Source organism: Flavobacterium cellulosilyticum, assembly GCF_004349355.1.
Lineage (GTDB): Bacteria > Bacteroidota > Bacteroidia > Flavobacteriales > Flavobacteriaceae > Flavobacterium > Flavobacterium cellulosilyticum.
The window spans coordinates 214,886-228,217 of record NZ_SMFK01000005.1 but is presented as its reverse complement, the minus strand read 5'-3'; the positions used below and the strand labels follow the sequence as shown (position 1 = coordinate 228,217).

Here is a 13,332-nt window from a genome sequence, read left to right as displayed (position 1 = left end):
CTATAATTCTTTTTTCACAGTCCCGCAAGTAGGCATTTTAGCACCTAGATATGGGTTTTTGATATCTTTAGTTTCACTTATCCAAATAGCTCCTTTATTATCATCTGCCATTGGACAATAATCTTGATATAATTTTTGTTGTGTTCCAAAAGTTGTTATTAAATCATTTACATCTTTACTTAAAAGTACAAAATGTTCTCTTTGATGATCAATTTTACCCGAATTATCACCAATATGTTCTGCATTTTCTTTGGCATCATCTGCAATATCCATATAGCTTTTCATTTTATCATCAGACAAATTTTTCATATCTAGTTTAGACAATGTTTCAACGAATGTTTTGCCTGCTTCAGCAGCACTGTTCGAATCATCTTTTGTTAAAGCATTTTTAATAGACAAATAATTACTCACAATTTCTTCAATGGAAAATTTAGAATTGTTAATATCTTGGGTTGTGTTTTCTGAATTCATTGTTTCTGAATTCATTGTTTCATCTTTCTTGTTATTTTGTTTACATGAAACAAGTACGAATGCCACTATGAATAGGGCTAAAATTGATTTTTTCACATTAATAGTTTTTAAATTAGTTTTACTTTTCACGATCGTATTGACAACATCCAGGAAGATTATCATAATCTTCCTTTTTAGCTTTTATTTTTTCACTATCATAACCTGCCAAAGCTATTTTTTTAAGAATTTCGCTTTGGTTAGTTTTGGTTGAATCATAAGTTAGAATTGCCATTTTAGTATCCTTATTCCAGTCAACAGTTGCAATACCTTTTATATTTGCTGATTTTTCAATAGCCTTTTTACACATTCCACAGTTCCCATAAATTTTAACTGTTTCCGCTTTTGTATTTTTTATTTGTGCAGATAAATCTACATTGGATAGCAATAAAGTAATTGCTACCATTATTTTTAATAATGATTTCATTGTATTTTAAATTGAAATTGAAGTTAGATAAACAAACAATTAAACCATAGTAAACCCTATAATTTAAACATTTAGTTAGCCGTTAAATAAAAGATTATAAAGCAAATTTGCTTTAAATTTGACACTATTTTGGATGTCAAAAAGGAATTTAGCTTATTTTAGGAATAAGCCAGAGTGAAGAAAAACCAGAAGAAATACTGGCTTCTGAATGAAAATAATTTTGTTTGTTTTCTGAAAAATCAAAGTTGTTATTTTTGATTTTTAATTCGTAAAAAGCGAGATTGAATGGAACAGATGAAGTCGTACAATTATTATGGCCACATTTACCGTTACAATTACCATCGTGGTTTTTTGTACTATCTTTACTTTTTTTGCAACAGTCTTTAGAATTATCTTTAGAAGACATTTCTTTATTGCAACACGATTTTTCAGATTTCATTTCACAAGCCATAGTTATAGCTGGCATCAAGAAGAAACCTAGCGTAACAAATAGCATAAAAATGTGAAATTTTTTCATTAAAATCTTTTTCAATCTTCAAATTTAAGAAATATTTCAATTCTAATTCTTAATTTTTTACTAAATCGTATTATTTTATATTATATGAGTAGAAAATATTAATAGGCAATACCTTAAATTTTGATAAGTAATTTACATTTAACCCATAAAAATTAAATAAAAACACTTAAAAAATAATAAATAATTCCAGCCAATAAAGCTGAAACAGGAATTGTGAGAACCCAAGCCCATAATAAACTAACAGTAACTCCCCAACGAACCGCTGAAACACGTTTTGTTAAACCAACACCTATAATTGACCCTGTAATGGTATGAGTAGTACTTACTGGTACTTTGAAATGTTCCGTAAAATATAATGTCAAAGCTCCTGCTGTTTCGGCTGCAACTCCTTCAAACGAAGTTACTTTTGTGATTTTAGATCCCATAGTTTTTACTATCTTCCAACCTCCACTAAGTGTACCAACAGCAATCGCTGTGTAACAAGTCAAAGGAATCCATTGTGGCATTACTCCTTTTATCCCTTTATCATCATCAGGAAGGACCACTTGCAACCAATCTGGAAGCATCATGATATCAACACCACTAACTTTAATATAAACAGCTACTGCTGCAGCTATAATTCCCATCACTTTTTGAGAATCATTTCCACCATGACCTAAACTAAAAGCTGCAGATGACAATAATTGCATTTTTTTCAAAACAGAATCTGCTTGATGAAGATTTAAACTACTAAACACTAAGGCAAATGTTGAAATAGCTAGTATAATAAAAGCTACTAAAAACCATTTGATATTATGCGATTCGAATACAACGCTCCAAAAAACGGACGATTCAAAACGAGGCTGTCCTCCATCGGCAATGATTTTATCATAAGGTACCATTTGATAGTAAATAAATAGCACAGTCAAAACCATTAATGAAATAGTAAAAAGCTTAGGTAAAATACTTTTTTTAGAAGCATTTAACAACCAAATTGAAATGAAATAAGATACAATAGCTCCCAATAATGGTGCTAAAACAACGAAAGCAACTATAACAATAACTCCAGATGGCACTCCTCCATCTTTTCCTGTTTTATACCAACTTACAGAATCATACCAATGTCTTGTAATATTTACCCCATCTTCCGAGTATACATAATCCGAAAAGCCATGCATGGCAATAGCGTGAGCAATCGCTGCTCCTGCAAAACCACCAATTAAAGTATGTGATGAACTGGAAGGAATTCCTTGCCACCATGTAATTAAATTCCAGATTATAGCAGCGATTACTCCCGAAAGAATGACTACTAAATTTATCTGACTTGCATCAGCTGTTTTTGCAACTGTATTAGCCACACCCAAACCAAAAACCCAATAAGCTAAAAAGTTAAAAAAAGCAGCCCAAAGTACGGCTTGAAAAGGCGAAAGCACTTTGGTAGCAACTACAGTCGCAATCGCATTTGCAGCATCATGAAAACCATTGATATAATCAAAAACCAAAGCCAATACAATAATAACTATGAGTAAAGTAAAATCCATATTTTAAATTAAAAAGTGTAAATTAACAGATTGAAGTTTAAAAAATCATTCTTCTTAAACCTAAAAATTCCTAAAATTGTTTAAGAATGTTTTACTGTAATTGTTTCTAAAACACTGGCCACACTTTTGCATTTATCAGCAGCAGATTCTAAAACAGACAATACTTCTTTGTATTTGATAATGTTCTTAGCATCTGTTTCATTTTCAAAAAGATCTGCAATCGCTTTATTATATACATCATCCGATTTTGCCTCAAGCTTATTTATTATTACACAAGCTGCAGTTATATTTTTCATTCTCTTCAAATTCCTTAATTCTCTTACTGCGATATCAATATTCTGACAGGCTTCAAGGTTAATTTCGGTTAATTTTCTAATTGATTTTGTAATCTTATCTACCTGATATAATTTCATTCTACTTGAAGCGCCGTGAAGATAATTGGCTACATTATCTATTGAAGTAATCAAGGAATGAATATCTTCTCTATCAAAGGGAGTAATAAAATTTTTACTCAACTCCAGATTAGTCAAACGAGTTAAATCTTCTCCTTTTTGTTCTAATTCATCAATCTTAGAGAAAAGCTCATCTCGAACTTTTAACGGAAGATTAACTGCCTCATGTAAAATAGAAGCCAATTGAACTAAATTGGCCGATGCTTCCTCAAAAAGAGGAAAGAATTTTTTGTCTTTTGGAACCAAAAATTGAAAAATAGTATTTATAGACATTTTGTACTGTTTTTGTTACTCGTTTATTAATTTAAAATACTAAATTACTGCTTTATTTAATGCTAATGTTAACAAATTATTAACTATCATCTTCAATTTCGAAACTATTCAAAAAAACCACTGATTTTTCAATATCATAATGTAAGATTCGATCTTCTTTTACTAATGGAACTTCTTCACGATAGGATTTTATAAACATTTCAATAAAATCACTAGATTCTAAAGGCCTACGATACTCAATAGCTTGCGATGCATTCATCAATTCGATTGCTAAAATTCGCTCCAGATTTTCCATTACTTTCAATGCTTTTGTGGCTCCATTAGCTCCCATACTCACATGATCTTCTTGTCCATTACTAGACACTATACTATCAATACTTGCTGGAGTTGCCAATTGTTTGTTTTGACTTGCTATACTTGCTGCCGTATATTGCGGAATCATTAAACCTGAATTTAATCCGGGATTATCAACCAAAAAAGCAGGAAGTTTACGTGCCCCCGAAATTAATTGATACGTTCTTCGTTCAGAAATACTGCCCAATTCAGCCAAAGCTATTGCTAAAAAATCCAAAGCTATTGCCAAAGGTTGTCCGTGAAAATTACCTCCAGAAATAATCTGGTCACTTTCTGAAAATATATTGGGATTATCGGTAACAGAATTAATTTCAGTTTTGAAAACTTTTTTCACATAATCAATTGCATCCTTCGAAGCTCCATGTACTTGTGGAATACAACGAAACGAATACGGATCCTGAACATGTGTTTTCTTCTGACTTATTATTTCACTTCCGTCTAAAAATTCCTTAACTCGATTGGCAGTTACAATTTGCCCTTTATGTGGTCTAATAAAATGTACTAACTCGTGAAAAGGATCTATTCTACCATCAAATGCTTCCAAGGAAATAGTTCCAATTAAATCTGCCAAATATGAAAACTTGTTGGCTTTCATCAAGGTATAAACACCATAAGCACTCATAAATTGAGTCCCATTAAGTAAAGCTAATCCTTCTTTAGACTGCAACACAATGGGGTTCCAATTAAATCGATTCAAGATTTCGTTGGAAGGCATTTTTTTACCTTCAAAATAAACTTCTCCTTCGCCCAAAAGAGGTAATGATAGATGAGCCAACGGAGCTAAATCACCCGATGCACCTAGAGAACCTTGAGTATAAATAACTGGAAAAACATCGTTATTATAAAAATCGATTAATCGCTCCACCGTTTGCAGTTGAATTCCAGAATGGCCATAACTTAACGATTGTATTTTCAACAACAACATCAATTTTACAATAGCATTTGGGACCTCTTCACCAATTCCACAAGCGTGAGATTTTACTAGATTTTCCTGTAATTTAGATAAGTTTTCATTTGATATTTTTACATTATATAGTGATCCAAATCCTGTATTAATGCCATAAATTGGTTTGGAATGTGATTCCATTTTTTTATCGAGATACTCCCTGCATTTTTGAATGTTGAATTTAGCTTCATCAGATAATGCTAGCATTTTATGAAATGAAACTATCTCATGTACCGTTTCTAATGAAAGTACCGCTGTACTTATATAATGTGTAGTATCCATTTCACTTTAACTTTTGTTAGCTCAAAATTCAATAATTCAATATTAAAAAGCAAGGTTTTGAGTCAAAATAATTAATATTCTTTTTTTAATATCGCGTTTTTTAAAATATTCGCAAAAACTGAATAAAAGGTTTTGTTATTTTATAAAAAACTGTACTTTTGGAGAATTAAATGAAAAATAACAGCAAAACATATCAGACTTTGATAACAACTCAAAATTGGGCTGCGTTTTCTGTTTCATTTACCGCTTCTACTACAACTACTACCCCGTTGGGGTAAACTTTTCAAATATAATCCTGTTATTATACTTTTTTCTAAAGGAAGAAAGTTCTTGGGTGTATAAAAAACATTGCTTTTTCAAATAAAAAAAATAAAATGAAAGTATTAAAATTTGGCGGAACTTCGGTAGCCAATGCACAAAATATAAAATTGGTACTGGATATAGTCCTCAATAAAGCAAAAAAAGACAAACTTGTTGTTGTTGTTTCTGCTTTTACCAAAGTAACCGATTTGTTAGTTCTTGCATCTCAAAAAGCAGCTTTTAATGACGAAAGTTTCAAGGAAGTAGTTTCTGAAATAGAAAAAAAACATTTAGATGCTATAAAGGAATTAATTCCAGTAAGTGAGCAAAGTAGATCTTTAAGTCATATCAAAAGAATCATCAATCATTTAGATACTTTATTAGAAGGTTGTTTCTTGCTTGGCGAATTATCCCCAAGAACTTCGGATACTATTTTGAGTTTTGGAGAATTATTATCTTCTTATATAATTGCAGAAGCCTTCAATCAACAAAATAAAAACTGTAGTTACAAAGACAGCCGTGAATTAATAAAAACCAATAATAATTTTGGTAAAGCGGTTGTAAACTTTGAAGTATCAAACTCCCTAATTGCTGATTATTTTGCCTCGAATGAGGTACAAATTGTAATTATGCCTGGTTTTATCGCTAATTCTATAGATAATATTGGCACAACTCTTGGTCGTGGTGGTTCTGATTATACTGCGGCAATCATAGCCGCTGCTGTCAATGCTACTGAATTGCAAATTTGGTCTGACGTCAATGGTATGTTTACTGCTAATCCAAGAATTGTTAAACAAGCACAACCTATTGCTACAATTTCCTATCAAGAAGCGATGGAGTTATCTCATTTTGGAGCCAAAGTGCTATATCCTCCAACGATTCAGCCTGTTTTAAGAAAAAACATTCCTATAATAATCAAAAACACTTTTGAACCTGAAGCTGACGGAACTTATATTTCAAACCAAAACATATCACAAACCAATCCTGTCAAAGGAATAAGTCATATCGAAAACATTAGCTTGATTACTCTTGAAGGTTCAGGAATGATTGGAGTTACAGGATCGTCAAAAAGATTGTTCGAAGTGCTTTCTCAAAATGATATCAATGTAATTTTCATCACGCAAGCTTCTTCAGAACATTCAATCTGTATTGGAATCCTAGATATCGATGCTGAAAATGCTGAAAACGCCATAAATAATGCTTTTGCTATTGAAATTGCACAAAACAAAATCGATGCTTGTATTGTCGAAAAAAAACTATGCATAATTGCTTTAGTAGGTGAAAACATGAAAAACCACCAAGGATTAAGCGGTAGAATGTTTAGTACTTTAGGTAAAAACAATGTTAATATAAGAGCGATTGCTCAAGGTGCTTCCGAAAGAAACATATCAGCAGTAATCAACGAAAGAGATGTTAAAAAAGCACTGAATACGCTTCATGAAAACTTCTTTGAAGAAAATACCAAACAGCTGAATTTATTTGTAATGGGTGTTGGAAACGTAGGTGAAAAATTTATTGAACAAATTCATCAACAAAAAAAATTCCTAAAAGAGAATCTAAAAATAAACCTTAGAGTTATTGCTGTATCCAATTCTAGAAAAATGCTTTTTGACGAAGAAGGCATTTCCCTAAAAAATTGGAAATCTACATTAGAAAATGGCGAAAATGCAAATAAAGAACACTTTATCTCAAATGTAAAAGCACTCAATTTACGCAACAGTATTTTTGTAGATATTACAGCAAATGAAAGTGTTTCACAATCGTATGAACATTTCTTAAAACAAAATATAGCAGTCGTTACTTGTAATAAAATTGCTTGTTCTTCAGCTTATGATAATTACAGTTACTTGAAACAATTATCACGAAAATACAATGCGCCTTTCTTATTTGAAACCAATGTAGGAGCAGGTTTACCAATTATTGACACCTTGAAACACTTAATTGCTTCTGGCGATAAAGTGAACAAAATACAAGCCGTTTTATCTGGAAGTTTGAACTTTATTTTCAACAATTTCGATGAAAACAATTCGTTTCACGATGTTGTAAAAGAAGCCGGAGTACAAGGATTCACTGAACCAGATCCAACAATTGATTTAAGTGGCGTTGATGTTGCCCGAAAGATATTAATTCTAATTCGCGAAAGCGGTTACCAATTTGATATCGAAGATATCACCAACATATCATTTTTACCGGCAGAATGTTTGGCAACAACAAATAACGAAGATTTTTTTAAATCGTTAATCAAGAATGCAGCCCATTTTGAAAATTTACTGAAAGAAGCAAAAGCAAAAGAATGTCGTTTGAAATATGTCGCTACTTTCGAAAACGGAAAAGCTAGCGTTGGATTAGAATTTATCCCAAAAGAAAGTCCTTTCTATAATCTGGAAGGAAAAGATAATATTGTACAATTTTACACGGATCGGTATGTTGACCAACCTTTACTAATAAAAGGTGCTGGTGCTGGTGCTGCAGTTACAGCATCAGGAATTTTTGCTGATGTAATTCGTGTAGGAAACATTTAAATCTGTCAACAAGTCAAAAGTCTTAAAGATTCAAAGCCAGTAAAACTGTTAATCTTTAAGACCTTATGACTTTAGACTTTAAGACTATTATATGAATGAAATAAAACTTTTTTGCCCTGCAACCATTGCCAATCTTTCTTGTGGTTTTGATGTTCTGGGACTTTGTTTGACTACTGCAGGCGACGAAATGATTATAAGAAAATCGGATGTAAAAGGGATTCGAATCACAAAAATTGTAGGTGCCGATTTGCCAATGGAAACTGAAAACAATGTAGCTGGAGTGGCTGCTTTAGCAATGATGGAAGAAGTGGACACCGAACTTGGTTTTGAAATAGAAATATACAAGCACATCAAGGCAGGAAGCGGAATCGGAAGTAGTGCTGCCAGTTCAGCCGGAGCTGTTTTTGGAATCAACGAATTATTGGGTCGTCCATTTACCCGCAAAGAATTGGTGAAATTTGCCATGCAAGGCGAAAAATTAGCTAGCGGAAATGCCCACGCCGATAATGTAGCCCCTTGCCTATTGGGAGGTTTTACTTTGGTAAGATGTTCCAATCCATTAGACATAATCAAAATTGACAGTCCAGAGGAATTATATGCAACAGTAGTTCATCCTCAAATTGAACTGAAAACATCGGATGCGCGTTCGGTATTAAAACAAACAGTTTCCTTGAAAAGTGCCATAACCCAATGGGGAAATGTAGGCGGATTAATTGCTGGATTGTATACCAAAGATTACGAATTGATTGGTCGTTCTTTACATGATGAAATCATCGAACCGGTTCGCAGTATTTTGATTCCTGGTTTCGATTTGATTAAGCAAACCGCTTATGATAATGGAGCCTTAGGTTCGGGGATTTCAGGTTCAGGTCCTTCTATTTTTGCGTTAAGCAAAGGAAAAGACACCGCCGAAAGAATCGCCAAAGCGATGAGTGCAGTTTATGACAAAATTAATTTGCCTTATGAAATTCACGTTTCAAAAGTGAATCCAGAAGGTGTAAGTATAATATAAGAAGTTAGAAATACGATATACGAAGTTAGAATTACAAAATCGTATATCAAATATTGTAAATCGTAAATAAAAAAATGAAATACTACAGTTTAAACCATAATGCTCCAAAAGTTTCTTTCCAAGAAGCGGTAATTCAAGGATTAGCAGCCGATAAAGGATTGTATTTTCCAGAATCCATTACTCCATTAAATAGTGATTTTTTCAAAAATATAGAAAATTTAAGCAATGAAGCAATTGCTTTTGAAGTTATCCAACAATTTGTAGGCGACGAAATTCCTACTGAAACTTTAAAACAAATCATTGCCGAAACTTTAAGTTTCGATTTCCCAACGGTGAAAGTTGAAGATTCAATCTACGCCTTAGAACTATATCACGGACCTACAATGGCGTTCAAAGACGTTGGCGCTCGTTTTATGTCGCGTTGCTTGGGTTATTTCAATAAAGACAAAAAGGACAATAAAAACACAGTTCTTGTTGCTACTTCTGGAGATACAGGTGGTGCAGTTGCGAGTGGTTTTCTTGGGGTTCAAGGTGTTGATGTAGTGATATTATACCCTTCGGGGAAAGTGAGCGACATCCAAGAAAGACAACTAACAACTTTAGGACAAAACATCAGAGCACTTGAAGTAGATGGTGTTTTTGATGATTGTCAAGATATGGTCAAAAAAGCCTTTTTAGACGAAAGTCTAAAACATCACAAGCTGACATCGGCCAATTCGATAAATATTGCCCGTTGGTTGCCTCAAATGTTTTACTTTTTCTTTGCTTACAAGCAATTAAAATCCGAAAACAAACTTTTAGTATTTTCTTGTCCAAGTGGAAATTTTGGAAATATTTGTGCTGGAATCATGGCCAAAAAATTAGGTTTACCAATCGAACATTTCGTGGCTTCAACGAATGTAAACGATACCGTTCCTCGATTTTTAGAAAAAGGAAATTACGATCCAAAGCCTTCAAAAGCTACTATTTCCAATGCCATGGATGTTGGAAATCCAAGTAATTTTATCCGAATTCAGGAAATGTACAACAACGATTTGGAGCAATTCAGAAAGGATTTTTCTTCTTATTCGTATACTGATGAAGAGACTACAGCTGCGATGCAAACCATTTATAAAACAGACGGTTATATTGCAGAACCTCACGGAGCAGTAGGTTATTTAGGATTAAAAAAAGAAATGATCAATTTTCCAAATGCGATTGGGATTTTCTTAGAAACCGCCCATCCTATCAAATTTTTGGATGTAGTAGAACCTGCTTTAAATATAAAATTACCTATTCCAACACAAATAGAAAGTGTGTTAGGAAAAGAAAAAGTGAGTACAAAAATCAAGACTTATGAAGAATTGAAGGCGTTTTTAGGATAATAATACTATCTATTTTAAACACCAATTGCACTAATTTCCACTAATTATTTTGTGGTTGTTAGTGCAATTTTGTTTTATAACTAAAAATTGGCCATGGATTACATTGAGTTAACAGATTTCCACGGATTTTTCTTTTAAATAAATCAACGTAAATGACTTATTCGTTTGATAAAATTACTTTCCCAAACTCAAATAGGCTTTTCCAATATAGGCGATACAATCGGAGGCGATAAAGGATTGGTAGCCAGTTACAGGCAATGCAATATCGGCAGTTAAACCATGCAGATAAACTCCAAGAAGAGCTGCATCAATAGGTTCGTAGGATTGCGCTAGCAAACTCGTAATCATTCCTGTGAGCACATCTCCTGATCCGGCTGTTGCCAATGCAGCATTCCCAGTAGTATTTTCATAAATTTTTTCACCATCAATTACTAAAGTAGGACTACCTTTCATAACTATAATTAGTTCGTATTGTTTTGAAAGTACCATAGTTTTTTCCATTTTTTCGGTTTCGGAATTCCATTTTCCAATGAGGCGTTCTAATTCTTTTTGATGCGGCGTAAGAATGGTCTTAGATGGCAGTAATTCAATCCATTTTTTGTTTTTAGCCAATATATTGATAGCATCTGCATCAATCACCAAAGGAGTGAAGTGTTTTTTTAAAATTTCGTGAAATGCTTTTTGAGTTCCTAGATCCTGTCCCATTCCTGGACCAATACCAATAGCTTGAGGTGCAAAATTGAATTCGCATCTTGAAATATGTTTTTCGTTTATATCGGTTTGGACCATTACTTCAGGAACAGCAGTTTGGAGGGTTTCATAACCACAACTTGGAATAAAAGTCGTCACCAATCCACAACCTGTTTTCAAACAAGCTTTTGAAGCCAAAACCATAGCTCCTATTTTACCATAACTGCCTCCTATTAATAAAGCATGTCCTAGCATTCCTTTATGAGAATTTGAAAGGATAGGTCTGTATCTTTTTAGGATTTCTGTACAGTCAATTGGAATAGGAATATTCATAACATTTATTTGAATAAATTTACAAAAAAAGAATGACTATTTCAACAAAACGAAATCAAACCATCCCTCTTGCAAAACCAACAGTTTCCCGATACGTTTGTGGAGAAACTGCTGAGTTATTTTTGAAAAAAAGACTGAAATAATGTTCATCTTCATAACCCAATTCGGAAGCGATTTCTTTGACCGCTTTATTGGTCAGATACAATTCTCTTTTGGATTCAATAATAATACGCTCCGAAATTAAATGTGTTAATGTTTAATTGAAATGGTTCTAAGTAATTTTAGCCAAAGCCTGTGGTGTAATATGCAACATATCGGCATAATCACTGGCAGAGTGCTTGGTTTTGAAATGCAACTCAATATAATTCTTTAAATTCCAAAGATTAAAAGGTTCTTTGGGATCCGTTTTTTCTAGATATTCTTCATCGGGTTGTTGTTGTTTTTTGAATCTGGTGGCGGTAATCAAAAATATTTTGAGATAAGAAACCAGCAATTCATATTATGCCAATTCTGGATTTTGCATTTCCGTTTTTATCTGTTCAATCACCATTTCAAAAGTTTTTTTAGAAACCTCATCAACGGCAACATAAGGCAGTTTGAAAATATTATTGAATAAAATTCCATCGCAGGCAATCTCGCCTTGGTGCTTGTGAATACAAAAAATTCGGGGTGAAAATTTAAAACAACACCTTCCAATTTTTCTTTAGAAGCCAACATAAATGGTTGGCATGGACAAAAGGCAAATAGATTTCCTGCTTTGAAAGGATTTTCAGAAAAGTCAGCAGTATCCAATCCTTTTCCTTTTATAATCCAAATCAACGAAAAATAATTCAGTCCCTGTATTTCGTCAAAATGGCAATTGCTATTAAAAGTTGTTAATTTATAGGGCGGTTTCCAATTTTTGGATTAATCAAAGTAAAAGTAGATTCGTCGAACATCTTTTTCTTTTTTAGTAAATTTAGTTAAAACCAATTAATCTTCAAATTTACAGTTATACATATATCCAAACTGTTGATCAGTATTCTGGTCTTTTATTGAAAATAAAAGTGACGGGAAGGTATAACCTGTTTTTAAATCCGTAAAATCAAATGATGCAAATTCCGCTTCTAACAATTTAACAGTGTGCATTTATTTAAACTTTCTGTCTTTTTCCTCGATTGGTAAATCATTGATGCTGGCAAATCGTTTTTGCATCAAACCATTTTCATCAAATTCCCAGTTTTCGTTGCCATAGGCGCGGAACCATTGTCCCTCGGCATTGTGGTATTCGTATTCAAAACGAACAGCTATTCGATTTTCGCGGAAGCCCCATAACTCTTTTTTGAGTTTGTAGTCGATTTCTTTTGTCCATTTGTCTTTCAGGAATGCTTTTACGGCTTCACGACCGTTGATAAACTCAATTCTGTTGCGCCATTCAGTGTCGATAGTGTAAGCCATTACAACACGTTCGGGATCTTTACTGTTCCAGGCATCTTCGGCCAATTGTACTTTTTGCAAAGCCGTTTCCATTGTAAACGGCGGCAAGGGCAATTTTTGTTCCATAAAAACTCTATTTAAAATTATAATATATTTTCATTAATACAAAGATGCAACAAAACTTGGGGACCCTAATGGAGCATTCACGCAAAAGGATGGGAAATTTTTCCAATCAATTAAACAGTCTGATTTTTAGCAATTCATTAGTTATATGTAAGTAAAATCACTAAGTTTGATTGACTACTGAACAAACTAGTAAATAGTGTATATTCTAAATGATTTAAGTTGATTAAAGCTATATAGTAAGTGCATACAAGTTAGTAGATAATTTATTAAAAACCAATTTCATTTTACTAC

The 13,332-nt window shown here is 32.9% G+C and carries 14 protein-coding genes; 3 read left to right on the top strand and 11 right to left on the bottom strand.

The annotated features are described in order from the left end of the window. The 6 genes from E0F76_RS10600 to hutH all read right to left on the bottom strand — a co-directional run bounded on the left by E0F76_RS10600 (position 1) and on the right by hutH (position 5,278). Positions 1-633, bottom strand: coding sequence for a DUF3347 domain-containing protein (locus tag E0F76_RS10600; RefSeq protein ID WP_132005373.1), 633 nt, complete (start codon positions 631-633; stop codon positions 1-3). Continuing rightward, positions 590-934, bottom strand: coding sequence for a heavy-metal-associated domain-containing protein (locus tag E0F76_RS10595; RefSeq protein ID WP_132005370.1), 345 nt, complete (start codon positions 932-934; stop codon positions 590-592). Before E0F76_RS10595 ends, E0F76_RS10600 begins: the two co-directional genes overlap by 44 nt. A gap of 148 nt (positions 935-1,082) precedes the next feature. Next, entirely contained in the window at positions 1,083-1,451 is a 369-nt protein-coding gene (locus tag E0F76_RS10590; protein WP_132005367.1) for a hypothetical protein, read from the bottom strand. 152 nt (positions 1,452-1,603) lie between these two features. Beyond that, the gene (locus E0F76_RS10585; protein ID WP_132005364.1) at positions 1,604-2,971 is read right to left on the bottom strand and encodes an inorganic phosphate transporter; all 1,368 of its coding nucleotides are present in this window, start codon (positions 2,969-2,971) and stop codon (positions 1,604-1,606) included. Positions 2,972-3,051: 80 nt separating this feature from the next. Next, a complete protein-coding gene (locus E0F76_RS10580; RefSeq protein ID WP_132005361.1) occupies positions 3,052-3,696 on the bottom strand; it encodes a DUF47 domain-containing protein in 645 nt (214 codons plus the stop codon). Between the two features lie 79 nt (positions 3,697-3,775). After that, positions 3,776-5,278: a histidine ammonia-lyase gene (gene hutH / locus E0F76_RS10575; RefSeq protein WP_132005358.1), complete on the bottom strand. Its 1,503-nt coding sequence runs from the start codon at positions 5,276-5,278 to the stop codon at positions 3,776-3,778. A 374-nt stretch (positions 5,279-5,652) separates the two neighbouring features. Here hutH and thrA point away from each other — a divergent pair, with 374 nt between their 5' ends. The 3 genes from thrA to thrC all read left to right on the top strand — a co-directional run bounded on the left by thrA (position 5,653) and on the right by thrC (position 10,476). Next, the gene (thrA, locus tag E0F76_RS10570; protein WP_132005355.1) at positions 5,653-8,100 is read left to right on the top strand and encodes a bifunctional aspartate kinase/homoserine dehydrogenase I; all 2,448 of its coding nucleotides are present in this window, start codon (positions 5,653-5,655) and stop codon (positions 8,098-8,100) included. Between the two features lie 91 nt (positions 8,101-8,191). Further along, the gene (locus E0F76_RS10565; protein WP_132005352.1) at positions 8,192-9,112 is read left to right on the top strand and encodes a homoserine kinase; all 921 of its coding nucleotides are present in this window, start codon (positions 8,192-8,194) and stop codon (positions 9,110-9,112) included. Positions 9,113-9,186: 74 nt separating this feature from the next. Further along, entirely contained in the window at positions 9,187-10,476 is a 1,290-nt protein-coding gene (thrC, locus tag E0F76_RS10560; protein ID WP_132005349.1) for a threonine synthase, read from the top strand. Between the two features lie 174 nt (positions 10,477-10,650). On the opposite strand, the gene E0F76_RS10555 is transcribed toward thrC, so the two are convergent. The 5 genes from E0F76_RS10555 to E0F76_RS10545 all read right to left on the bottom strand — a co-directional run bounded on the left by E0F76_RS10555 (position 10,651) and on the right by E0F76_RS10545 (position 13,041). Then, the gene (locus tag E0F76_RS10555; RefSeq protein ID WP_132005346.1) at positions 10,651-11,499 is read right to left on the bottom strand and encodes an NAD(P)H-hydrate dehydratase; all 849 of its coding nucleotides are present in this window, start codon (positions 11,497-11,499) and stop codon (positions 10,651-10,653) included. A 55-nt stretch (positions 11,500-11,554) separates the two neighbouring features. Next, on the bottom strand, positions 11,555-11,704 hold the full coding sequence (locus E0F76_RS19690; protein ID WP_246022038.1) for a helix-turn-helix transcriptional regulator: 150 nt from the start codon (positions 11,702-11,704) through the stop codon (positions 11,555-11,557). Positions 11,705-11,770: 66 nt separating this feature from the next. Continuing rightward, positions 11,771-11,965, bottom strand: coding sequence for a hypothetical protein (locus E0F76_RS19685; protein ID WP_246022037.1), 195 nt, complete (start codon positions 11,963-11,965; stop codon positions 11,771-11,773). 506 nt (positions 11,966-12,471) lie between these two features. Continuing rightward, positions 12,472-12,627 carry a hypothetical protein gene (locus tag E0F76_RS19325; RefSeq protein WP_165932681.1) on the bottom strand — a complete coding sequence of 52 codons (156 nt, stop codon included), beginning with the start codon at positions 12,625-12,627 and terminating at the stop codon, positions 12,472-12,474. Beyond that, positions 12,628-13,041: a nuclear transport factor 2 family protein gene (locus tag E0F76_RS10545; protein WP_132005343.1), complete on the bottom strand. Its 414-nt coding sequence runs from the start codon at positions 13,039-13,041 to the stop codon at positions 12,628-12,630. Positions 13,042-13,332: the final 291 nt, after the last annotated feature.

Coding starts and splice junctions, on each gene's coding strand:
- E0F76_RS10600 (WP_132005373.1), bottom strand. CDS start 633: ATGATAATCTTCCTGGATGTTGTCAATACGATCGTGAAAAGTAAAACT.
- E0F76_RS10595 (WP_132005370.1), bottom strand. CDS start 934: ATGAAATCATTATTAAAAATAATGGTAGCAATTACTTTATTGCTATCC.
- E0F76_RS10590 (WP_132005367.1), bottom strand. CDS start 1,451: ATGAAAAAATTTCACATTTTTATGCTATTTGTTACGCTAGGTTTCTTC.
- E0F76_RS10585 (WP_132005364.1), bottom strand. CDS start 2,971: ATGGATTTTACTTTACTCATAGTTATTATTGTATTGGCTTTGGTTTTT.
- E0F76_RS10580 (WP_132005361.1), bottom strand. CDS start 3,696: ATGTCTATAAATACTATTTTTCAATTTTTGGTTCCAAAAGACAAAAAA.
- hutH (WP_132005358.1), bottom strand. CDS start 5,278: ATGGATACTACACATTATATAAGTACAGCGGTACTTTCATTAGAAACG.
- thrA (WP_132005355.1), top strand. CDS start 5,653: ATGAAAGTATTAAAATTTGGCGGAACTTCGGTAGCCAATGCACAAAAT.
- E0F76_RS10565 (WP_132005352.1), top strand. CDS start 8,192: ATGAATGAAATAAAACTTTTTTGCCCTGCAACCATTGCCAATCTTTCT.
- thrC (WP_132005349.1), top strand. CDS start 9,187: ATGAAATACTACAGTTTAAACCATAATGCTCCAAAAGTTTCTTTCCAA.
- E0F76_RS10555 (WP_132005346.1), bottom strand. CDS start 11,499: ATGAATATTCCTATTCCAATTGACTGTACAGAAATCCTAAAAAGATAC.
- E0F76_RS19325 (WP_165932681.1), bottom strand. CDS start 12,627: ATGCACACTGTTAAATTGTTAGAAGCGGAATTTGCATCATTTGATTTT.
- E0F76_RS10545 (WP_132005343.1), bottom strand. CDS start 13,041: ATGGAACAAAAATTGCCCTTGCCGCCGTTTACAATGGAAACGGCTTTG.